Annotated in this window: 23 protein-coding genes; 10 read left to right on the plus strand and 13 right to left on the minus strand. The window is 67.3% G+C overall.

Annotation, left to right across the window (positions count from 1 at the left end; all coding sequences use genetic code 11):
- The first annotated feature begins 84 nt into the window (after positions 1–84).
- Both SBI67_RS26125 and SBI67_RS26130 read left to right on the plus strand, forming a co-directional pair.
- A complete protein-coding gene (locus SBI67_RS26125; RefSeq protein WP_318983375.1) occupies positions 85–771 on the plus strand; it encodes a response regulator in 687 nt (228 codons plus the stop codon).
- The gene (locus tag SBI67_RS26130) at positions 768–2,000 is read left to right on the plus strand and encodes a GAF domain-containing sensor histidine kinase (protein WP_318983376.1); all 1,233 of its coding nucleotides are present in this window, start codon (positions 768–770) and stop codon (positions 1,998–2,000) included. Before SBI67_RS26125 ends, SBI67_RS26130 begins: the two co-directional genes overlap by 4 nt.
- A 4-nt stretch (positions 2,001–2,004) precedes the next feature.
- Here the strand turns inward: SBI67_RS26130 and SBI67_RS26135 are convergent, their stop codons facing one another.
- The 12 genes from SBI67_RS26135 to SBI67_RS26190 form a co-directional block, all read right to left on the minus strand.
- Entirely contained in the window at positions 2,005–2,508 is a 504-nt protein-coding gene (locus SBI67_RS26135) for a MarR family transcriptional regulator (RefSeq protein WP_318983377.1), read from the minus strand.
- Between the two features lie 26 nt (positions 2,509–2,534).
- A complete protein-coding gene (locus tag SBI67_RS26140; RefSeq protein WP_318983378.1) occupies positions 2,535–3,587 on the minus strand; it encodes a pyridoxal phosphate-dependent aminotransferase in 1,053 nt (350 codons plus the stop codon).
- Positions 3,584–4,591, minus strand: coding sequence for a 3-oxoacyl-ACP synthase III family protein (locus tag SBI67_RS26145; RefSeq protein WP_318983379.1), 1,008 nt, complete (start codon positions 4,589–4,591; stop codon positions 3,584–3,586). Before SBI67_RS26145 ends, SBI67_RS26140 begins: the two co-directional genes overlap by 4 nt.
- Before the next feature lie 8 nt (positions 4,592–4,599).
- Positions 4,600–5,247, minus strand: coding sequence for a DUF8713 domain-containing protein (locus SBI67_RS26150; protein WP_318983380.1), 648 nt, complete (start codon positions 5,245–5,247; stop codon positions 4,600–4,602).
- The gene (locus tag SBI67_RS26155) at positions 5,225–6,913 is read right to left on the minus strand and encodes a thiamine pyrophosphate-binding protein (RefSeq protein ID WP_318983381.1); all 1,689 of its coding nucleotides are present in this window, start codon (positions 6,911–6,913) and stop codon (positions 5,225–5,227) included. Before SBI67_RS26155 ends, SBI67_RS26150 begins: the two co-directional genes overlap by 23 nt.
- Positions 6,914–6,983: 70 nt before the next feature.
- A complete protein-coding gene (locus SBI67_RS26160; RefSeq protein WP_318983382.1) occupies positions 6,984–7,703 on the minus strand; it encodes an anti-sigma factor family protein in 720 nt (239 codons plus the stop codon).
- The gene (locus tag SBI67_RS26165) at positions 7,700–8,215 is read right to left on the minus strand and encodes a sigma-70 family RNA polymerase sigma factor (RefSeq protein ID WP_318983383.1); all 516 of its coding nucleotides are present in this window, start codon (positions 8,213–8,215) and stop codon (positions 7,700–7,702) included. The genes SBI67_RS26160 and SBI67_RS26165 overlap by 4 nt, the downstream gene beginning before the upstream one ends.
- A gap of 73 nt (positions 8,216–8,288) precedes the next feature.
- The gene (gene map, locus SBI67_RS26170) at positions 8,289–9,089 is read right to left on the minus strand and encodes a type I methionyl aminopeptidase (protein ID WP_318983384.1); all 801 of its coding nucleotides are present in this window, start codon (positions 9,087–9,089) and stop codon (positions 8,289–8,291) included.
- Positions 9,090–9,100: 11 nt separating this feature from the next.
- Entirely contained in the window at positions 9,101–9,646 is a 546-nt protein-coding gene (locus SBI67_RS26175; protein WP_318983385.1) for an adenylate kinase, read from the minus strand.
- 16 nt (positions 9,647–9,662) lie between these two features.
- Complete coding sequence (secY, locus tag SBI67_RS26180; RefSeq protein WP_318983386.1) at positions 9,663–10,988, minus strand: preprotein translocase subunit SecY; 1,326 nt, start codon at positions 10,986–10,988, stop codon at positions 9,663–9,665.
- Between the two features lie 212 nt (positions 10,989–11,200).
- Positions 11,201–11,884 carry a sensor domain-containing protein gene (locus SBI67_RS26185; protein ID WP_318983387.1) on the minus strand — a complete coding sequence of 228 codons (684 nt, stop codon included), beginning with the start codon at positions 11,882–11,884 and terminating at the stop codon, positions 11,201–11,203.
- Between the two features lie 4 nt (positions 11,885–11,888).
- A complete protein-coding gene (locus SBI67_RS26190; RefSeq protein ID WP_318983388.1) occupies positions 11,889–12,437 on the minus strand; it encodes an Rv2240c family protein in 549 nt (182 codons plus the stop codon).
- A 351-nt stretch (positions 12,438–12,788) separates the two neighbouring features.
- Here SBI67_RS26190 and SBI67_RS26195 point away from each other — a divergent pair, with 351 nt between their 5' ends.
- The 8 genes from SBI67_RS26195 (at position 12,789) to SBI67_RS26230 (ending at position 20,604) form a co-directional block, all read left to right on the plus strand.
- Positions 12,789–13,475: an MspA family porin gene (locus tag SBI67_RS26195; protein ID WP_318983389.1), complete on the plus strand. Its 687-nt coding sequence runs from the start codon at positions 12,789–12,791 to the stop codon at positions 13,473–13,475.
- 28 nt (positions 13,476–13,503) lie between these two features.
- Entirely contained in the window at positions 13,504–14,166 is a 663-nt protein-coding gene (locus SBI67_RS26200) for an MspA family porin (protein WP_318983390.1), read from the plus strand.
- 220 nt (positions 14,167–14,386) lie between these two features.
- Positions 14,387–14,863: a hypothetical protein gene (locus tag SBI67_RS26205; protein ID WP_318983391.1), complete on the plus strand. Its 477-nt coding sequence runs from the start codon at positions 14,387–14,389 to the stop codon at positions 14,861–14,863.
- A gap of 498 nt (positions 14,864–15,361) precedes the next feature.
- On the plus strand, positions 15,362–16,777 hold the full coding sequence (locus SBI67_RS26210; RefSeq protein WP_318983392.1) for a hypothetical protein: 1,416 nt from the start codon (positions 15,362–15,364) through the stop codon (positions 16,775–16,777).
- 151 nt (positions 16,778–16,928) lie between these two features.
- Positions 16,929–17,843 (plus strand): class I SAM-dependent methyltransferase, encoded by a 915-nt coding sequence (locus SBI67_RS26215; protein ID WP_318983393.1) that lies wholly within the window; start codon positions 16,929–16,931, stop codon positions 17,841–17,843.
- On the plus strand, positions 17,843–18,745 hold the full coding sequence (locus SBI67_RS26220; RefSeq protein ID WP_318983394.1) for an SAM-dependent methyltransferase: 903 nt from the start codon (positions 17,843–17,845) through the stop codon (positions 18,743–18,745). Before SBI67_RS26215 ends, SBI67_RS26220 begins: the two co-directional genes overlap by 1 nt.
- 21 nt (positions 18,746–18,766) lie before the next feature.
- The gene (locus SBI67_RS26225) at positions 18,767–19,687 is read left to right on the plus strand and encodes a class I SAM-dependent methyltransferase (protein ID WP_318983395.1); all 921 of its coding nucleotides are present in this window, start codon (positions 18,767–18,769) and stop codon (positions 19,685–19,687) included.
- Positions 19,688–19,689: 2 nt separating this feature from the next.
- The gene (locus tag SBI67_RS26230; protein WP_318983396.1) at positions 19,690–20,604 is read left to right on the plus strand and encodes a class I SAM-dependent methyltransferase; all 915 of its coding nucleotides are present in this window, start codon (positions 19,690–19,692) and stop codon (positions 20,602–20,604) included.
- On the opposite strand, the gene sppA is transcribed toward SBI67_RS26230, so the two are convergent.
- Positions 20,605–22,389, minus strand: coding sequence for a signal peptide peptidase SppA (sppA, locus tag SBI67_RS26235; protein WP_318983397.1), 1,785 nt, complete (start codon positions 22,387–22,389; stop codon positions 20,605–20,607).
- Positions 22,390–22,404: the final 15 nt, after the last annotated feature.

The raw sequence follows: 22,404 nt of genomic DNA on the forward strand, positions 1-22,404 counted from the left end.
GCCTCACAGCGTGGCCCACGTCACACCTCCTCGGCCTCCCCCAAAGGGGGGATTTGGGAGGCCAACTTGCGGACAATGGTCGCCATGGCAAGCCAGCCGGCACCCGAGAGCGGCCCGCGGAACGCTTTGCGCCTGGTCCTGGTCGACGACCACGAGATGGTCATCGAGGGGCTCAAGGCGATGCTCGCCGCTTTCGCCGACCGGGTGCAGGTGGTGGGCCAGGCCGTCGGCACCGACCGTGCGCTGGCCGTCGTCGACGACCTCGACCCCGACATCGTGCTCTGCGACGTCCGGATGCAGGGCTCCAGCGGGCTGGATCTGTGCCTGCAACTGCGCGGACATGACCCGAACCGCAAGGTCGTCATGCTGTCGGTGTACGACGACGAGCAGTACCTGTTCCAGGCGCTGCGGGTGGGCGCATCGGGCTACCTGCTCAAGAGCATCGGCAGCGACGAACTGGTCCGGCAGCTGGAATTCGTGCATCTGGGACAGACCGCGCTGGATCCCGGGATGGCCGCCAGGGCCGCCGACACCGCCGCGCGCCTGCAGCGCGACGAATTCTGGCCGGGCGCCCGCCAAGGCCTCACCCAGCGGGAGAGCGAGATCCTCTCGTATGTGGTCAACGGACTGTCCAATCGCGGGATCGCCACCAAGCTGGTGATCGGGGACGAGACCGTGAAGAGCCACCTCAGTTCCATCTACCGCAAGCTGGGCGTCACCGACCGCACCGGCGCCGTCGCCACGGCGCTGCGCGAGGGGATCTACCGATGAGCGACGCCGCCGTCCCCGGTCGCCCCGCCCCGGCCGGCCGCAACGTCCTGACCGCCGATGGCGAGCTGAGCCTGCTGCGTGAACTCATCCGGGCCGCGTCCAGCGGGCCGGGGGTGGAACCACTGGCCGCCGCGGCGGCCCGGATGATCACTGCGGCGACCGGTACCGACGTGTGCTTCGTGCACGTGCTCGACGACACCGAACGGTCCCTGACGCTGGCCGGGGCGACGCCGCCCTTCGACAGCGAGGTCGGCAAGATCCGGCTGCCGCTGGGCGAAGGCGTGTCCGGCTGGGTGGCCAGCCACCGCGAGCCCGTGGTGATCATCGCCGACAAGGAAGCCGATCCGCGATACCGGCCGTTCGAGACGCTGCGCGGCTCCGATTTCACCTCGATGGTCTCGGTGCCGATGGAGACCGATCCGGGCGGCTTGGTCGGGGTGCTCAATGTGCACACCGTGGCCCGGCGCGAGTTCGGTGCACGCGATGTCGAACTGCTCCTGGTGATCGGCAGGCTGATCGCGGGCGCCATGCATCAGGCCCGGTTGCACCGGCAGTTGGTGGCCCGCGAACGGGCCCACGAGAACTTCGTCGAACAGGTGATCCAGGCCCAGGAGATCGAGCGCAGGCGACTGGCCGGCGATATCCACGACGGCATCTCCCAACGGTTGATCACGCTGTCGTACTGGCTGGATGCCGCCACCCGCACGGTGACCGAGAGTCCCGGCGAACTGTCCAGGGCAGGAGACCAATTGGGTCGGGCCCGCGAACTGGTCGATCTCACCCTGCAGGAGGCGCGCGCGGCGATCGGTGGGTTGCGGCCGCCGGTGCTCGACGATCTCGGGCTGGCCGGCGGGCTGGCCAGTCTGGCCCGCTCGGTGCCCCAGCTGCGGCTGGAGCTGGATTTGGCCGATGAGCGGCTACCCGACCATATCGAGGTGGCGCTGTACCGGATCGCCCAGGAATGCCTGCAGAACGTCGTCAAACACGCCAAGGCCGGCACCGCGCGGTTGACCTTCGGGGTGCACGAGGACACCGCGCGGCTGGAGATCGTGGACGACGGCGTCGGCTTCGACACTTTCGAGAACCCGTTGGGCAGCGACGAGATGGGCGGCTACGGCCTGCTGTCGATGGCCGAGCGCGCCGAGATCGTGGGCGGGCGGCTCAACATCCGGTCCCGGCCGGGGTCCGGTACCGCCGTGACGGCCACCATCCCGGTGCCGTCGGGATGACCGGCTAGAAATCCCCCGCATGTCGGCGCAGTGTCTCGATGGCCTTGGCCAGCGCACGGGAATCCGCCGGCGAGACACCCACGTCGGCGAACACCTCTTTGTTCAGCGTCTCGGTGGCGTCCTCGACGGTGGAGCGGCCCAGTTCGGTCAACCGCACGAGCGTGGTGCGGCCGTCGGTCGGATGCGGCAGCCGCTCCACCAGACCGTCGGCCTCCAGCCGCCGGATGGCGTGGGTGACGCTGGTGACGTGCACCTGCAGCCGGTCCGACGCCTTGGTGATCGGCAGTGCGCCGCTGCTGCTGAACGCCAACAGCCGCAGCAGTTCGAATCGGGAGAAACTGAGGTCATAGGGGCGTAGCGCGGTCTCGACGCGAGCCAGCAGGATCTGGTGCGCCCGCATCACCGAGGTGACCGCCACCATGCCGTCGGCGACATCGCCCCAGCCGGCGCGTTCCCAGTTGGCGCGCGCCAGCGCGATCGGGTCACGGTGGTCCGGGGCAGAGGGCATCCCCTGTTCTTACCGTATGCGCCGACTCAGCCACCAGCGCGGAACGCGGCGACGGCGGACAACACCGCCCTGGTGGACTGCCGCATGCCGACGGTGATGCGGACACCGCCGTCACCGTAGTGCCGCACCCGCGGCCCATCCCCGTCGAACACCTGCCGCCACACCGTCCGGTCACCGCCGGGGGCCGGCAGGTAGACGAAGTTGGCTTGCGCATCGGTGCTGTAGATGCCCAGTCCGGACAACTGGGTACGCAGCCGCCTGCGTTCGGTGTCGATGATCCGGATGCGCTGGCGCATCTCGTCTTCGGCGGCGTAGCAGGCGGCCACCGCCACCAAGCCGGTCAGCCCCACGCCGAACGGCAGCTGCATCGTCCACAGCCGGCGGGCCAGCTGGGGACCGCAGAACCCGTAGCCGATGCGCAAACCGGCCAGTCCGTAGGCTTTCGAAAAGGTCCGGACCACAACGAGATTCGGGTACGTACGCACCAGTTCACGGGTGTCCAGCCGGTGTTCGGAACCCAGGAACTCGACGTAAGCCTCGTCGAGCACCACGATGGTGTCGGTCGGCGCCCGGTCCAGGAAGCGCTGCAACTCCGCGGCCGATTCCACCGTGCCGGTGGGATTGTGCGGCCGGCACACCACCACCACCCGGGCGCCGGCGGCGGCGGCCGCGGCCATCGCGTCCAGGTCGTGGTGGCCGTAGGCGTCGAGGGCGATGGTGATCGACCGCAGCCGGGCGATCTGGGCGAAGATCGGATAGCCGTCGAACGTCGGGGTGGCCATCACCATCGCGTCACCGGGCCGGGTGAGCGCCTGCAGCACCTGCATGATGACCCCGGTGGCTCCGGTGCCGATCACCACCTGGGTCTCGTCGACGCCGAGGTGCTCGGCGATCAGCGCACGCAACCGCTCGGGCAGGAACTCCGGATAGCGGTTGGCCGCGCCGATCGAGGCCATCAGCGCCGAGCGCACCGATGGCAGCGGCGGGAACGGAATCTCGTTGAGCGACAGCGCAAGTGGATCCTGGGCTGCCGGCAGGGTGTCGAAGACGTCGGCCAGCACCCCGTCCGGGATGCTCATCGTCCACCCCAGCGGACCGCGGCCGCCCCCGCGAAATCGCCGGCGTGCGCGAAAGCCGCCATCAGGATCGTGTCGCCGGCCTTGACCCGGCCTTCGGTGATCGCGCGGTCCAGGTTGACCGGGATCCCGGCGGCGAACAGGTTGCCGCAGACATCGAAGGTGTCGACGTGCCGCTCCTCGGGCAGCTCCAGCGCTTCGCGCCAGTTGCGCAGGAACACCCGGTTGGGCTGGTTGGTGACCAGCAAATCGACATCCTTGGGCGCCATCCCGATTCGGTCACAGACCGCATAGGACACCTCGGGCACCTGTCGATTACCGCGGGCCAGCACCTTGGTGATCTTCGACTCGGTGAAGCCGATACACCCCTCGCCGGGGCCGGCGGCCCACCACTTGCGCGGTGGGTCCACCGCGATGGTCATGTCCCCGGCGAACTCACCATAGGTGCGGCACTCCACATCCAGGATGGGCGAGGTGTCCGAGCACGTCACCAACCCGACGGCCGCGCCATCACCGGGCACCGAGGCCTGGGCTTTGCGCCGCACCGTTTCCTGGTCGAAGATCTGGCCCGCCGCGTTCTGCGCGACGGCCACCAGCGCCGTCCGTCCCTCGCCGGAGGCCAGCAGGTTGCGAGCCATCTTGAGCCCCAGCACGAATGCGGCGCAGCCACCGTTGTGCAGGTCCACCACCCAGCCCGGCTTCATGCCGAGCCGATGCGCGATCGCCCCGCCGCCACCGTAGAAGGGCATATCGGGCAACTGGGTGTGCGTGATGAGCACGTCGACCTCGGACAGCGCGTCGGCGCCGTGCCGCTCGATCAGGCCGGCGGCGGCCCGTTCGATCATGTCGGTGGCGGTTTCGTCGGGCGCGACGTGATGGCGGTACTTGGGTGCACGGAACATCAGGTTTTCCCGCAAGTCGTCGGTATCGGCGAACTGTGCGTAGTAATCCGCACCGATCGGCTCGCCGGGCAGATAGGTGGAGACATCGATCAGGCTGACAGTCATGGGGGACCTCACTTCATCCAGTCGGGGGTGATCGGCAGGCCGTTGCGGTGCCGGTATTCGGCGATGGCCTTCAGGTTGCGCAGCTCCAGTTCGTGACCGGCGCCGAACATGTCCCAGAAATCGCCGACCCACACCGGGCGCTCCGGCGGCGCCGCCTCCGGATAGGGGTTCTTGTCGTAGAACGGGTGGTGGCAGTTGGTCCACAGCACCACCGAACCCGGCTTGTCGAACACCAGCTGCGCGTCAACGACCCGCATCAGATAGATCATCCACAGGTGATGGCCCTGATCCCAGGCGCAGTGGTAGTCGACGGTCATGGCGTCGCGGTTGGCCACCGTGCGGGTGAAGATCTCGGTCTCCGAACCGAGCCGGTCATAGGCCAACCACAGACCCTCTTCGTCGGTCGGCGTGAACCCGCGCAGGCTGTAGGTCCACTCCTCCAGGCTGCGGGTGTCGGCCAGATAATCGAACAGTTCGGCAGGCGGACAGTCGATGTAACTGTTCACGGTGCAGAACTCCCCGAACACCTTGTCGTGTGGATACACCGACCGCATCATCTCCATGATGATCGGCGTGGCCTGTTCCCGGGGCGAGGTCTCGATACGGACCACACCGTCGATGGGTTCGGTGATGTCAGCGAGTGCGGGCAGCGACATGGGCGGGGCTCTCTTTCTTCTCCAGAAATGGTGCGAACGGCGGAATTTCGTCGGCCGAGCATTCGATGCTGACCACCGACGGACCCTCGGCATTGAGGGCGCTGTGCAGAGCCTTCGGCAGTCCATCGATGTCGGCGATATCGACGGAGGGCAGGCCGGGGAACATCGCGGCCAGCCCGGCACCGAGCTTGCTCGGTGCGAACCGGTTGTAGCTGTACAGGTCTCGGTAGAACAGCTGCTCACGGGTGACGCACATGGCGTGGGCGTTGTTGTTGAACAACACCACCGTCACCGGCAGTTGGTACTGAATGGCGGTGTGCACTTCCAGGCCATGCATGAAGAACGACCCGTCGCCGGCGATGATCACGGTGCGCCGACCCCGTCCGAAACACATTCCGATACCGGCGCCGAAGCTGTAACCCATCCCACCCATCCCGAGTGCCACCACGAGTCGTCCGCCGCGGCGCACCGGCAGATAGTGGATGGCGGCCGCGCCGGTGTTTCCCGCGTCGACGACGATGTCGGCACCGTCGGGCAGCGCTCGGTCCAGTGCGGCCATCGCGTCGCGGTACCGGATCCCGTCGCCGTGATACACCGGTGGACTCAGCTCGGCATGCGGAATCCGTTCCGGCACGGTGACTCTCAGCGGTCCGGACAGCGCGGCGTTGAGCATGGTCAGCGATTCGCGCAGATCGTCGGTGTGCACGTGCAGGCTCGGGGGGTACGGCTGTTCGGCACCGAGCGACAGCACCGGGACCTGGGCCAGCACGCCGTCCAGCCCGGCGCGTGCGGTGGCCGGGAGCCGGGTGCCGACCAACACGCAGACCGCACTGTCGGCGACCACGTCGGCGACCCCGGGATGGCCCATCACACCGGTCACGCCCAGTGCGGAGGACGAACCCAGACCGGGTGCGCCGCTGACGTCCTTGGCGTCGGGCACGGTGGCCACCCTGGCCCGCAGGATGGCGCGCAACCGTTCCAGTTCGTCGCGGGCGTCGTCGCGGGCGACCTGCTCACCGGCGATGATGGTCACGGGCCCGCGTACCTGGCGCAGCTGTGCCACGATCGGGGCGGGATCACCGATCACAACGTTCCACGGCACCACAGCGGGTTCATCGGTGTCGACTTCAAAACGATTCTGCTGCACATCTTTTGGCAGTAGCAACACCGCCGGACCCCGACGTGTGACGGCCAGCGCCTCGGTCAGCGCGGTGTCGATCGTCCCGGCGTCCACCACTCGCCTGCAGTACACCGACACCGCGGAGAACAGCGCCTCGGCGTCGAGCGCGCCACCGCGACCGCTGGTGTCCTGGAAGGAGCCGCGACCGTCCATGGCCGTCGGCGGCTGACCGACCAGCGCCAGCACCGGAATCCTACTGGCCAGCGACTCCCCCAGCGCCGCAACCAGATTCAGTGAACCACCCCCGGAGGTCGCGACCACCACCCCCAGGCCCGCACCGCCGCGGCGATAGCCGTCGGCCATGGTCGCGGCCGAGAACTCGTGCTTGGCCAGTACCGCGGTGATATCAGCGCTGAAGTGGGCCGCATCGTAGAGATCTTCGATGTTGGCGCCGTCGACGCCGAAGATGTGCCGTACCCCGTGCCGAGCCAGCCGACCGATGATGCGGTCGACGACACGGTACGTGCTGGTCACCTGTTCGGACACTGTTCACCTGCTTTCTCGTTCTGCAGATGACACGGGCCCGGCCCGGATCGGGTTCACCCCCGAAGCCGATTCACAGGTTCTTTTCCAGCAGCACCTTTCCGTCGTCCGCCGAAACCAGTTGCACGGCGGCAATTTCATTCATCGGCAGCGGGGTGTTTCCGCTGGGTAGCGCCGTGGCACCGGACAAACCGAGCCAGGTGGCGATCTGGTCGCGACGGCCGTCCTTACCGACGACCACCATTCCCAGGTTCTGCGGCTTGACGTCGCGCTGCCCCCAGTCGCCGTAACTGCACGCCATGTCGATGCGGGTGCCCCAGCTGTAACCGGACATGGTGATGCTCGCGGCGATGGGCGTCTCGTTGACCTTGGTCATCTCCAGCGACGGCGCCGCCTGCTGAGTGCTGCCCTGCTGCAGGCCGAAAACATCGGGGCGGACGGCCACCACGGCGCCGACGGCCAGCAGCGCGGCCGCCAGGCCGACGGCCGCCGTGGTCAGCCACCGAGACCGGCGCCGGCGCGAACGCACCAGGTCGACCACCTGTTCACGTAGTTCCGGCGGCGGAGTCGGTTCGGGTTTGCCGGAATCCATCGCCTCGATATCGGCCAGGTCGACCATCGCCAGCAGGGCGGGCATACCGGTCAGTTCGGCCACCGCGGCGCTGCAGCGGGCACAGCCGCGCAGGTGCGCCTCGTATTCACGCCGCTCGCCCGGAGACAGCGCGCCCAGCACGTAGGAGGCATCCCAGGTGGCGTACTGATCTCCGTCGGACATCAGGTCGAACCCGGTCATCGTGTCACCCCCATCTCCTGCAGATTGAGACGTAGCGCCCGCACCGCATAGTGCAGCCGGGACTTCACGGTGCCTTCGGCGATCTGGAGGTCGGCGGCGATCTGGGCGGTGGACATGCCCTGGTAGTAGGCACGCTTGACCACCGCGCGATGATCCTCGGAGAGGTCGCTCATCGCGGTGCTGATCAGTAGCCGGTCCAGCGCGGAATCCACTTCGTCGGGGCCGGCCCGGTCGGCGGCCTGTTCGACGTCGGGGGTGCCGGTCTCGTTGCGGTACCGCGCACTCCGCCGTTCGTCGATGACGAGATTACGCGCGACGGTGAACAACCATGCACGCGCGGGCCGGTCCGGGTCGGCGGTCACCTCGGGATGCCGCCAGGCGCGCAGCAGTGTTTCCTGCACCACGTCTTCGGCGCGGGCGGCATCGCCCGTCAACCGCAGGGCATACCGCCACAATGCACCCGCGTGCTCGTCGTACAGCACCCGCATCATTGCGGCCTCCGGATCGTCCACTACCAACCTCCGTCTCTAACACGACGTGGGTGGTGATCCGGTTCAAAGGTACGCGGTCAACCGCACAACCAGGTCAAGCCGGCAGCAAAGTCAGGATGCGCGGTCCGTCCTCGGTGACCGCGACGGTGTGCTCCCAGTGCGCGGCGCGCGAACCGTCGGTGGTGACGACGGTCCATTCGTCGTCGAGGATCTTGGTCTTGGTGGTGCCCAAGGTCAGCATCGGCTCGATGGCCAGCACGGAGCCGACCGCCAGGTGCGGGCCCCGCCCGGGTGACCCCTCGTTGGGCAGGAACGGGTCCATGTGCATCTCACGACCGATTCCGTGGCCGCCGTAACCGGCGACGATGCCGTATTTGCGGCCGTGGCGGGCCTCCGCGGCGCGGGTGCCGGTCTCGATGGCGTGCGACACGTCGGTGAGCCGGTTGCCGGGCACCATCGCCGCGATACCGGCCTCCATCGACAGTCGGGTGGCCTCGGAGAGCAGTTCGTCGGCGGTGATCAAGGTGCCGACACCGAACGTGACGGCCGAGTCGCCGTGCCACTTGTCCAGGATGGCCCCACAGTCGATCGACACCAGGTCACCGTCGGCCAGCACCTCGTCATCGGACGGGATTCCGTGCACGACGCGGTCGTTGACCGATGCGCACACCGTGGCCGGATAGCCGTGGTAGCCGAGGAAGGAGGGCACGCCGCCGCCGTCGCGGATCACCGTCTCGGCGATGCGATCCAGTTCGCCGGTGGACACACCTGGCGCCGCCGCCCGCTGGACGGCCTGCAACGCCGCCGCGACGAGCGCACCGGCCGCCGCCATGGCATCGAGCTCACCGGCACTGCGCTGCGGGACGGTCTTACGCCGCCCTGGCACCGAGATCACGATCGCCTACTTCAGTGGCCGAGCGCGTGCAGCGCCCGCGCGAACACCTCGTCCAAGGAACCCACGGCGTCCACGGTCTTCAGCTCGTCGGCGTAGTAGTCGAGCAGCGGCGCGGTCTCCTCGCGGTACACCTTGAACCGGTTGCGGATGACCTCTTCGGTGTCGTCGGCGCGGCCGCGGCCCTTGAGGCGCTCGACCAGTTCGTCCTCGGGGACCCGGAATTCCACCACGGCGTCGAGCGTCAGGCCGCGCTTGGCCAGCATCTCCTTGAGCGCCTCGGCCTGTTCCACCGAGCGCGGGAAACCGTCGAGGATGAACCCGGCAGCCGCGTCGTCGGCATCGATACGGTCGTCGACCAGCGCGTTGGTCAGTGACGCCGGCACCAGGTCACCGGCATCCAGGTACTTCTTGGCTTCCACACCCAGCGGTGTGCCATTGCTGATGTTGTGCCGGAACAGATCGCCGGTGGAGATCTGCGGGATCCCAAGCTTCTCGGCCAGTTTCTCTGCCTGTGTGCCTTTTCCGGCACCTGGCGGGCCGAGCAAAACAATTCTCACTTAGGGGAACCCTCTCTCACTTCAAGAAACCCTCGTAGTTGCGCTGCATGAGCTGGCTCTCGATCTGTTTGACCGTATCCAAGCCGACACCGATCATGATCAGCACCGCCGTCCCGCCGAACGGCAGGTTCTGTACCGACCCGGAGTTCCCGATCTCCAGGAACAGGTTGGGCAGCACGGCGATCACACCGAGGTAGATCGATCCCGGAAGAGTAATACGGCTCAGCACATAGCGCAGGTAGTCCGCCGTCGGCTTACCGGGCCGGATACCCGGGATGAAGCCACCGAACTTCTTCATCTCGTCCGCGCGCTCGTCGGGGTTGAACGTGATGGAGACGTAGAAGTAGGTGAAGAAGATGATCAGGCCGAAATAGATCGAGATGTAGACGGGGTCGGCCGGATTGGTCAGGTAGTTCGCCACGAACCGGTCCCACCAGCCGTTACTGGGCTCGGACCGGCCACTCTGGATCAACTGGGTGATCAAGTGCGGGATGTAGATCAGTGACGACGCGAAGATCACCGGGATGACGCCGGCCTGGTTGACCTTCAGCGGCAGGTAGGTCGACGTGCCGCCGTACATGCGCCGGCCGACCATTCGCTTGGCGTACTGCACCGGGATGCGCCGCTGGCCCTGCTCGACGAATACCACGCCGACGATGATCGCCAGGGCGGCCACACAGACGGCGGCGAAGACCAGGCCGCCGCGGCTGTCCAGGATGGTCTTGCCCTCGGACGGGATGCGGGCGGCGATACCGGCGAAGATCAGCAGCGACATGCCGTTGCCGATGCCGCGTTCGGTGACCAGCTCGCCCATCCACATGACCAGCGATGCACCTGCGGTGAGCACCAGCACGATGACGATCAGGCCGAAGATCGAGGTGTCGTCGATGATGTCGAGGTTGCAGCCCTGCAGCAGTCCGCCGTTGGCGGCCAGCGCCACGATGCTGGTGCCCTGCAGGATGGCCAGCGCGACGGCCAGGTAACGCGTGTACTGCGTCATCTTGGCCTGGCCGGCCTGGCCTTCCTTACGCAGCTGCTCGAACCGCGGGATGACCACCGTCAGCAGCTGGACGATGATGCTGGCGGTGATATAGGGCATCACACCGACGGCGAACACCGTCAGCTGCAGCAGCGCGCCGCCGGAGAACAGGTTGATCAGCGAGTAGATCTGCGCAGAGCTGCCGCCACTGACCTGCTCGATGCATTTCTGCACGTTCGGGTAGTTGACACCGGGCGACGGGATCGACGCGCCGACGCGATAGAGGATGACGATCGCCAGTGTGAACAGGATCTTGCGCCTGAGGTCGGCCGTCCGCAATGACGAGATGAAAGCCGAAAGCACTCTTCCTCCTGCGCAGCCGAGCACTTGTCGCGGCGTGCCAATGGGGCTGGTTGATCCAGCGTTTTGGTCAAGTCGTGCGCGGTGCCCGGTTCAGCTGCTCCCAGCCTGCACAGTCGCGCGTCAAACAGTCTACGAGAGTAACAGTTGGCCGCCGCCGTCCCGTCCCCGGTGGAACGGACCGCACCCGCGGCCATACCTCATGAATGTGGTGATCATCGGGGCAGCTTCGTTTCGATCTTGTCGACGATGTCCACCGCCGACGTGATGGGCTGCTGCTGGGCCGGCTTGCAGGCCTGGACGTCGAGGATCAGGTTCGCGGCGACGGCCAGCGCGCGCTGGCACGACCTGATCTGGTCGCCGGCCGTGCGGGTGTACGGCATCGAGAGCAGAGCGTCGGTCTTGTTCAGGGCACCGCTCACCCACTTGGGCAGCGCCTGCTCGTTGAGCCGGATGTTCACGGTGTGGTTGGCGCACTTGGACCACCGGCCGGCCGAATCATCGAAGAAGGCCCGGGCCGCGTCGGCGGTGCGGTAGGTGACCGCGGACTGCACCACGATGCTGTCCCACTGGTCACTGTTGGGTATGCGCAACATTTGCTGGCGCAGCGTCTTGTAGTGGCTGGGGTCGTAGATCGGGGCCTCGTTGACCTGCCACACCCCTAGGCAGTTGAGGTTGGGCAGCAGGTTCCGATGGTCACCCATCACGTCCACCGGGTTCTGCGGCGTCATGCCGGAGGTGCCCATGATCGCGTCCACGTCCGCGGCGCTCAGCAGCAACCCCGGCAACGCCGAGTCGGCCACGGGTTTGGGTGCCGCAGCGGCACCCGAGTCCGATCCCGACGAGCAACCGGCCAGCCCGAGGGCCAGGGCGAGGGCCCCCACAACGATGATCTTCACCGGGTCAGGCGTGCGTCCCGGCCGCGGCGCAGGCTTGCTGAACTTTGGTGGCCTCGTTGTTCATCTCGGTGGCGGTGCTGTTGAGGCTGTCGCCGGGAATGCGCAGTCCCATTTTCACCAGCAACTTGGTGGCCCCCAGCGACCACGTCCGCATCGGGTCGGAGATGTCCCCCGGCAGCCCCGGCGTGTTCGCGGCATCCATCGCGACTCCCGCAGCCTGACGGAGCGCGGTCCGCCCGGTCGTGTTGCTGCTCGCCACCGCCGGATCGTTGTAGTTCGAGCCCTCGAGCGAGTCGGCAAAATCTCCGTAGTACTGCGCGGATCCATCGAGCACCTGGGCGAACTGACCGCATGCCGCAACCGCGGCCGGATCGGCAGCGTCGTTGGTCACCGCGCCGACCTGAACCTGCGCAACCTGCACCGGTGCGGGCGCCGGATCGGCGTCGAGGTCGTCTGCGTGGGCCGTGGCGGCACCGGGCAATCCGGCACCGAAAGCAATCAGCAACGCGGCCCCAGCGCTCCATGCCCTGCCCTGCAACCGAAGTGGCTTCACGTTGTTTCCTCCAAGTGCGTTCGGTGTGTCTGAGCGAGGCTGCGACTCCGCGGCCGATCAGCAACCCGAATCACGGTCCATTCACGAGGTGTCCAAACGGTGAACGAACACCCAACGGTCGGCTTCCATTCACTGTCCATTGGTTTGCATCGGCCTGTGGGAATCATTGGGCGCGATTGTGATTCCGACAAGAACTCCAGCTCGTAGACGCTCACTCGACGGGTACAGGGCGCGGACTATTAGCCCGCCGTTCACCGTCCGGCAACCCGGTCATTGGACGCTTCGTCGCGACGTATTCGTTACACATCCGTTGAACTCTGGATTCGACCACGAGAGGGCGAAATCATCACCATGTACAAACATCTTGCCGCTCTGGCTGCCTGCGTGCTGGTGCCGGTTGCGACGGCGCCTCTCGCACAGGCTGACCCGCCTCCGCCCCCGGCCGACCCTGCGGTCGTCCCGCTCGATGCCACCAACCCGCTGCCACCCGAGGGCGCCGTACCGTCATCGGCCCCAGGTGTGCTGAACACCCCGGACGGCTGGCATCTCGAGGTCGTCGGAAGCAACGAGACCCAGCTGCCGGTGGCCCCGTTGACCACCGCCATCACCTCGCGCGAATACCTGGTCGCCGGCACCTTTACCGGCAAGATCACCGGGGGCGGCAAGACCAAGCTGACCGGCGGTTCATTGGAAGCCGGAGAGCAGATCGGGTGCGGCATCATCTCCGACGAAACCGAGATCAACCCGGGTGCGAGTTTCACCCCCGGTATCGGCATTCCGTTCACCGGCAATGTCACCGGAGGCTTCGGCGTATCGCTGCAGGGCAAGGTCTACCTGAAGCCGGGCACGGTCACCACGGTCGCGATCGACAAGAAGAAGTTCAAGGGCACCACCACCCGCGTCACCATCACCGGCGTCCGCATCAAGACCGACCAGTGCGCGGGCCAGTCGTTCATCCGCTCGTACGCGACGCTGACCAGCTCGACCGACAACACCGATGACGTCGTCACATACCTGGGCGTCACCAAGGCCGTCTGACCACCCGCCAACTCGAACGGAAGAAAACATGTTGAAGCGTTTTGCCATCGCGGCCACCTGCATGGTGCTCCCGCTCGCGACGTCGCCCCTGGCATTGGCAGATCCGCCGGCCGACGACGCCGGACCGCCGCCGGACAACGGGGTGGTCGCCTCCGCCGATCCCGGCATCGTGACCACCCCCGACGGCTGGACACTGACTGTCGTCGCCAAGGACGAGACGCAGCTGCCCGTGGCCCCGCTGACGACCGCCGTCTCCTCGCGCGAGTACCTGGTCGGCGGTACGTTCACCGGCACGGTGACGGGCAAGGGCAAGACCACCCTCAAGGGCGGCACACTCGAAGCCGGGTACCAGATCGGTTGCGGCATCGAACTCGGCCAGGTCCGCCTCATCGGCCAGGCCGGTATCAGCACCTCGGGTTCGTCGCTGACCGGTGGCCTCATCCCGACCGGTGTGTCATTCCCGCTCTCGGGCACCATCGAAATCCACCCCAAGCCGGGCACCGTTTCCACGGTGAGCGTCGACAAGAAGGAATTCAAGGCGGCGCCGGTTCGCGTCACCCTGAAGGACACCCACATCAAGGTCGACGGTTGCGTGGGTCAGTCGTTCCTGCGTTCCTACGCGACGCTGACCAGCTCGACCGAAGACACCGACGATGTGGTTGCGTACTACGGCGTAACCAAGACCGTCTGACATCGAGATGGTTTACCCACGCTCTGTACGTAGCCGCTCTGCGGTTGTGACGGCAGCGGGTTTGCTCGCTCTCGCAACGGCGATCGCCTTCCCGGCGATCGCCGTTGCGGACCCTCTGCCCCCGGATCCGGCGCCCGCACCGGCACCGAGTGACCCCGCTCCCCCACCTGGCCCCACCATCCCACTTGTCGGCGCCCCGCTAGCCTCCAGCGGGTTTAATGTGCTGGCACAGAACGGTGTTCCGTCCGCCGACGTGCCGGGTGGACTCGGCGCACCCACGGTCGCCGGACTGGACCGCAACACGGTTCTGGGACAGCTGCCGACACCATCGGCACCCGGCGCAAACCCGGGCGCACCGCCGAATCTCAACGTCTTCAACAACGCCTACGGAGTCCAGCAGTGCCTGGTGCCGTCGGCACCCGGCAAGTGCGAGCAGTTCGATGTCGAACCGGGGCAGGAGAATGCAGATGTGAGCCGCCGGGAGTGGCTGGGTCGGTACATCGACATGTACCGCGCCGGAATGCTGAAAGGTGGCCTCCTGGGCCAGATGCCGCAACAGCAACTCGGTGAACCACTGCCGGGCACCGCACCACCTCCTGGCACCAACATTCCGCCCGGGCTCGTCCAGTACCTGCCCGATCCCCCACCGCCGCCGGACGGAGCACCGCCAATCCCAGCTCCGGCACCTCCGGGCTGACGATACAAGGCTCGACATGAGCCCGAAAGAGGCTGTATTCCAAGGGATTAACTCTTGGAATACAGCCTCTTTGCCGTCTCCAAGTCCAATGACATTGGTAATGCGCTGGCGCACAGCAAATATGGCAGTGATCGACAGATTCAAAGTCTTGCGTTGCGTCGAAACATCATGTCCTTCAGTCTCATCTGACGGACTGAAGCGATTCGCGGCCGTCGTTTTTTCGCTCCATCCACGGCACCGTCAGGGCCGACGACAGCCATGACCTCCCACCAGATCTCCGAGAGGTCGAGTAATTCTTCGATGGCCCAAATCCGGCACCGTAGAGCCAATTTCGGTGAACATTAGGCAAACTCCACAACGGCCGCTCAAACGAATCGCTGGTAGAAGGCTTGCTGATTCATCCACGTCGGAATTAAAAGCCTTGCTGGGTAGTGGATTAGCGAATGCTGGGGTATTTTCTGGCTGTCAAACTCACCCAAACCTCAGGGAGTTTTCGCCGTGAACAAGTCCGCCTCGCTGACGGCCGGTGTGTGCTCATTGTGCATCACCGCGTCATTGGCCGTCGCCCCGCCGCACGCAGCGGCCGCTGCGCTGCCAGTCGTGCAGCACCGCAGCGTATCGGTGCTGGAGAACCCCTACGCGCTGACCGCTTCGTCCACCGCGCTCCAGAACCTGTTGCTTGTTGCCGGCCTTCCGCTCAACAACCTGAACACCACGCTGTCCACCCTCGGCGGACTGACCAACTTCGTCACCGGCCTGAACCTGGCCCTCGGGAACATCTACAAGGGCAACTGGGACCAGGTCCCTGCGAACCTGGCCAAGGCATGGGCGGACGAGGTCGCGGCCATCCAGAAGGTCATCGCGCTGCCGCAGACGCTGATCAAGTACGACGCCGCCGTCATCGGTAACTTCCTGGCCGGCTTGGGCGGTGCCGGTGCCACGTTGGCCACCTCGAAGTCCGCCGCAGCGCTGCCCACGGCCCAGACGGCCTCCGCCAGCGCGCTTCTCGTGGTACTGGGCATCCCGTTCAACAACCTGAACACCACACTGTCCACCATCGGCGGACTGACCAACTTCGTCACCGGCCTGAACCTGGCCCTCGGGAACATCTACAAGGGCAACTGGGACCAGGTCCCGGCCAACCTGCAGAAGGCCTGGACCGACGAGGTCGCCGCGTTCAAGAAGGTCCTGGAGCTCCCGCAGACGCTGCTGAACTACGACATCAAGGCCATTTCGAACCTGTTCGCCCCGCCGGCCGCCGCTTCCACCGCCGCGACGTTCGTCAAGAGCGAGCGGGTCGCGACGCTGGCTCTGCCGACCGCCTCGTCCTCGACCGAGACGGACTCGGCGGCCACCGCCGACGAGGCCACCGGAACCAAGAAGGACAGCACAGTCAAGGAGCCGACCGAGGTCAAGGACACCACCACCGAGGCCAAGGATCCGACCGACGTCAAGGACACCACCACCGAGGCCAAGGATCCGACCGACGTCAAGGACACCGCCACCGACGTCAAGGACACCACGGGAACCAAGACCCCGTCCGACGAGAAGAGCTCGACGGGCACCAAAGACACCACTGGCACCGGCACCGGCACCGGCAGCACCGGAACGGAGTCCGGCAGCTCCACGACGAAGGCTGGCGACAAAGACGCCGGCGAGGGCGCCGGCGAGGGCAAGGACAGCACCGACTCCGGCAAGAGCTCGACCACCGGCAAGCACAGCGCCGGCAGCGGGACCTACGGCCGGCACGCCCGCCAGGACGACGGCAACGACTCGACCGCGTCGGCTTCGTCCGGCACGTCGACCACGTCCGCCACCGGCGGCCGGCACCGCAAGCCCGAGGGCAGCAGCTCGACCGGCTCCACCGGCTCCTCGTCCTCGTCGACGGGCGGCGAACACAGCTCGGCCGCCTGACCACCGGCCCACCATTCGACGAGGCCCTCAGCATTGCGCTGGGGGCCTCGTTGCTGTCCGGGTTGCTGTCCGGGCGGGCATTCAGTTTCGAGGCGTACAGTCGAGGTTGTTCATTACATCAGCTAACTAAAGTGGGACAGGGGGGCTTGTGATGCCACGCGTAGACGGTGACACCTGGGATCTGGCGTCCAGCGTCGGCGCCACCGCGACCATGGTCGCGGCCGCCCGCGCGATCGCCTCGGCGGCTCCGGAACCGGTGATCAACGACCGGTTCGCGGCACCGCTGGTGCGTGCGGTCGGCGTCGACTTCTTCACCAAACTCGCCGACGGTGAACTCACCGAATCAGACCTTGGCGACGACCCGCAGATGAACATCGTGCGGTTTGCCGACGGTATGGCGGCGCGCACCCGATTCTTCGACGAATTCTTCGAGCAGGCAACGGCTTCCGGGGTCCGGCAGGCGGTCATCCTGGCGGCGGGACTGGATGCCCGCGCCTACCGGTTGGACTGGCCGTCCGGCACGGTGGTGTTCGAGATCGACCAGCCCGAGGTCATCGAATTCAAGACGCGGACGCTCGCCGACCTGGGCGCCGCGCCGACCGCGGATCGTCGCACCGTCGCGGTGGACCTGCGGGAAGACTGGGTGTCGGCGCTGCGGGCCGCCGGATTCGACCCCTCGGCACCGACGGCGTGGATCGCCGAGGGCCTGTTCGGTTACCTGCCGTCGGAAGCCCAGGACCGGCTGCTCGACCTGATCACCGAGAACAGCGCCCCGGGCAGCCGCGTCGCTGCCGAGGCGGTACCGGGCATCAGCGACACCGACCACGACGCCGTCCGCGAGCGGATGAAATCGGTGACCGACAAATGGGCCGAGCACGGATTCGACCTCGATTTCAGCGAACTCGTCTACCTGGGCGACCGCACCGACGCCGCCGCGCACCTGGACGGCCTGGGCTGGGACACCTCGACGGTGTCGAGCAACGAGCTGCTGGCCCGTTACGGCCTTCCGGTGCTCGACGAGGAAGCCCAGTTCGGCCAGGCCTCCTACATCACCGCGGTGAAGTGATGGCCCGGTCGGAAGCCGACAGCTGGGACCTGGCCTCCAACGTGGGCGCGACCGCCACGATGGTGGCCGCAGCCCGCGCCCTGGCCACCGCGGAACCCGACGCCATCATCGACGATCCGTTCGCCGCGGACCTGGTGCGCGCCGTCGGCGTGGAGTTCTTCACCCGGTTGGTCAACGGCGACATCGAGGTTCCGGACGATACGGCGGCCGGCGGTATCCGGCTGATCACCGACACCATGGCCGTGCGGACCCGGTTCTTCGACGACTTCTTCCTACAGGCGGCTCAGGCCGGGGTACGCCAGGCGGTGATCCTGGCCGCCGGGCTGGATACCCGGCCGTACCGGCTGTCGTGGCCGGCCGGCACCGTGGTCTACGAGATCGACCAACCCGAGGTCATCGCCTTCAAGACGCAATCGATGGCGGCACTGGGCGCCGCCCCGGCCGCCGAGCGCAGGACCGTGGCCATCGACCTGCGCGACGACTGGCCGGCGGCGTTGCGCCAGGCCGGTTTCGACACGTCGGCGCCGTCGGCGTGGAGTGCCGAAGGGCTGCTGATGTACCTGCCGCCCGACGCCCAGGACCGGCTCTTCGACCACATCACCGCGCTGTCGGCGCCCGGCAGCAGGCTGGCCACCGAGTACCACGGCAGCGATTTCGGGCAGTCACTGGGCGAGCGAGCCAAGGAGATGTTCGACCGCTGGGGCCCACAGGGTTTCGACCTCGACCTCGCCCAGCTGTTCTATCCGGGCGAGCGCAACGACGTCGTCGACTATCTGTCCGCCCGCGGTTGGCAGGTGCACAGCCGCAGCCGCCGCGACGTCTTCACCGACTACGGGCGGGAGTTCCCCGACCTCGCGTCCCCGCTGCGCCAGTCGGTGTCCATCACTGCCGTTCGTGACTGAACCATTCACCGAGGATCCTGCATGACCACCAACCAGACCGCACGCTCCGACGGCGACTCCTGGGATCTGGCCTCCAGCGTCGGCGCCACCGCCACCGCGGTGGCCGCGGCGCGCGCCATCGCCTCCCAGGGCCCCGACCCGCTGCTGAACGACCCCTATGCCGACCCGCTGGTCCGCGCCGTCGGCGTGGACTCCTTCGTCAAACTGATCGACGACGAACTGCCGGTCCCGGACGACGATCCGGCCCTCAGCCGGTCCCGGATGCGGGAGCAGATGACCGTGCGGACAAGGTTTTTCGACGACTTCTTCACCGGTGCGGCCGCGACGGGCATCCGGCAGGCCGTGATCCTGGCATCGGGGCTGGACACCAGGGCCTATCGGCTGGACTGGCCTGCCGGCACCGTGGTGTTCGAGGTCGACCAGCCCGAGGTCATCGCGTTCAAGTCCCAGACACTGGCCGCGCTCGGCGCGAAGCCCACCGCAGACCGCCGGACCGTCGGCATCGATCTGCGCGACGACTGGCCAGCCGCGTTGCGCGCGGCGGGATTCGACCCGGGCCGGCCCACCGCGTGGATCGCCGAGGGACTGCTGATCTATCTGCCAGCCGAGGCGCAGGATCGGCTGTTCGACAACATGACCGCGTTGTCGGCGCCCGGCAGCCGGCTGGCCACCGAGCATATGGACCTCTCCGCGCTGCCCGACGACTGGGCCGAAAGACTGGCCGAACGGTCCCGGCGGCTGGGCACCGGGATCAATCTCGCGGAGCTGTTCTATCACGGCGAGCGCGCCTCGGCAGCGGCGTATCTGCGCGAACAAGGCTGGCAGGCCACGGTGCTCAAGGGTGCTGATGCGTTCGCTGCCAACGGTTTCGAGCAACCCGACGACGAATGGCGGACGTTCGGTGCAGACTCGGGCTATCTGTCCGCGACCTTGGAAGGATGATCATGGCCCGCACCGACGACGATTCCTGGGACGTCGCCTCCAGCGTAGGGGCCACCGCCACACTGGTGGCCGCCGGTCGCGCGATCGCCAGCACCGACCCGCACGGGTTGATCGACGATCCGTACGCTGCGCCGTTGGTGCGCGCGGTCGGTATCGACTTCTTCACCAAGATGGTCGACGGCGACCTCGACCTCGCCGATATCGCGCCGGACGCGGCGCAGCGGGCCCGCGCCAACATCGACGAGATGGCCGTCCGGACAAAGTTCTTCGACGACTACCTGATCGCCGCCACCGGCACCGGTATCCGCCAGGTGGTCATCCTGGCCTCCGGCTTGGACTCCCGCGCCTACCGGCTGGACTGGCCCGCCGCGACGGTGGTCTACGAGATCGACCAGCCCGACGTGATCGAGTTCAAGACGCGCACACTGGCCGGTTTGGGTGCCGAGCCGACCGCGCAGCGCCGCACCGTGTCCATCGACCTGCGCGAGAACTGGCCTGCCGCATTGACGGCCGCCGGTTTCGACCCGGCCGCCCCATCGGCGTGGCTGGCCGAGGGCTTGCTCATCTACCTGCCGCCCGACGCCCAGGACCGGCTGTTCGACCTCATCGACGAGCTCAGCGCCCCCGGTAGCACGATGGCCACCGAGTTCGTGCCCGGGCTGCGGGATTTCGACGCCGAGAAGGCCCGCGAAGAAACCGCCGCCCTACGCGCACACGGCCTGGACCTCGACATGCCGTCCTTGGTCTACCCGGGTGAACGGCATTCCGCGGTGGACTATCTGGGATCGCGGGGGTGGGAGATGACCGGAACACCCCGCGCCGATCTCTTCGCCCGCTACGGACTCCCGCTGCCCGAACACATCGAGGGCAACCCGATGGCCGAGATCATCTACATCAGCGGTACCCGGATGCGGTAATCAGAAGCGGTAGTCACCCAGCCACAGTGCCGTCACACCGGTGACGGCACTGTGCGCCTGCTCCAGCGCGCCGACCATCGACCGGCCCAGCAACGCGCCAACCGCCTGCGGCACCGAGGCCGCCGCAGGCTGTGACGATGCCTTGGGCCGCAACATATCCAACATCGAGGACCCCGGATAGCCGACCAACCGCACGGCGGCGTCGGGCGCCAGCCCGGCGAGCACCTTGGCCCGGGTGACGGCGGTACGCAAACCGCCGAGCTCGTCGACCAACCCACGATCCAAGGCATCGGCACCGGTCCACACCCGACCACGGGCGACCGCATCCACCGCCTCGACACCGAGGCCACGGCCGTCGGCAACCCGCTGCACGAAATCGGTATAGAACAGGTCGGCCTCGGCCTCGACGTGGGCATGCTGCTCCGGGGTGAACGGCGCGTTGACCGACCACGCATCGGCGTTGGCATTGGTGCGCACCGAATCCGTCCCCACGCCCAGACGGTCTTTGAGCTCGCGGGCCACCAACTTGCCGGTGACGACACCGATGGATCCGGTGATGGTGCCCGCGTTGGCGACGATCGCGTCGGCGGCCATCGACACGTAGTAGCCGCCGGATGCGGCCACCGCTCCCATCGACGCCACCACCGGCTTACCCGCCGCCCTGGCCCGAACCACTTCCCGCCAAATCGTTTCCGATCCGGTGACCGAGCCGCCGGGGCTGTCCACCCGCAGCACGATGGCCGATACGGCGTCATCGGCCACCGCCTCACGCAGCGCGGCAGCGATGGTGTCCCCGCCGGCGCTGGAATTGCCGATCGGCAGCACCTGTGGTCCCCCGCGGCCGCTCACGATGGGCCCGTGCAGGGTGACCACCGCGATGGTGGCTTTGGGCTTGCGTCCCGGCACACCCGGCATCGGCTTGGCAGCGGTAGCTCGTGCATAGCGGGACAGGAACAGTCGCGGCGGCGCGTCGGGTCCGTCGGCAACCGCGGCGGCACCGCCGAGTTCGGCGATCCGCGCGTAGGCCTCGTCGCGGAAACCGATGCGGTCGACCAAACCCCCGGACACCGCGTCGTCGCGCAGCAGCGGCGCCTTGTCGGCCAGTGCGTCGACCGCGTCGGCCGCCAGGTGCCGCGAGGCGGCGACCGCCGCCCGCACCTGGGCGTGCAGGCTCTCGATCAGCGCGCTGTCGGCCTCCCGATGCGCGTCGGTGTAGCTGTCCTGGGTGAAAAGGTTTGCCGCCGACTTGTATTCACCGCGGGCGACGAACTGCGCTTCGATACCGGCTTTGTCCAGCGCATCACGCAGAAACATCGCATTGGTGGCGAAACCGACCAGGCCCACGGTGCCCGATGGCTGCATCCACACCTCGCGGAACGCTGAGGCCAGGTAGTAGGACATCGTGCCTGGATAGGTCTCGGCCCAGGCCAGCGTCGGCTTCACAGCGCCGAACTCGGCGATGGCCGCCCGCAGTTCCTGCACCGGACCCGGTGCCGCCGCCGGGATCTGCACCCGGGCGATCAGCGCGGCCACCCGATCGTCCTTGGCGGCGCGATTGATCGCGTCGACGGCCTGCCGCAAGGTGATGGGCCTGCCCCCGGCCGAAATGAGCGCCAGCGGGTCGAATCCCACCGTCTCCGGCGGGACGGCCTGCAGGTCGAGTTCGAGCACACACCCTTCGGGCACCCCGTTGTGCCGGGCGGTGTCCACCTTCTTGACGATGGCGCGCAGGTCCGCGGGCCCCGAGAGAAATCCGGGGAGAAAATCGGGGAGAAATCCGAACATCACCCGAGCCTACCG

The sequence above is a fragment of the Mycolicibacterium chengduense genome (genome assembly GCF_033741155.1).
Taxonomy (GTDB): Bacteria; Actinomycetota; Actinomycetes; order Mycobacteriales; family Mycobacteriaceae; genus Mycobacterium.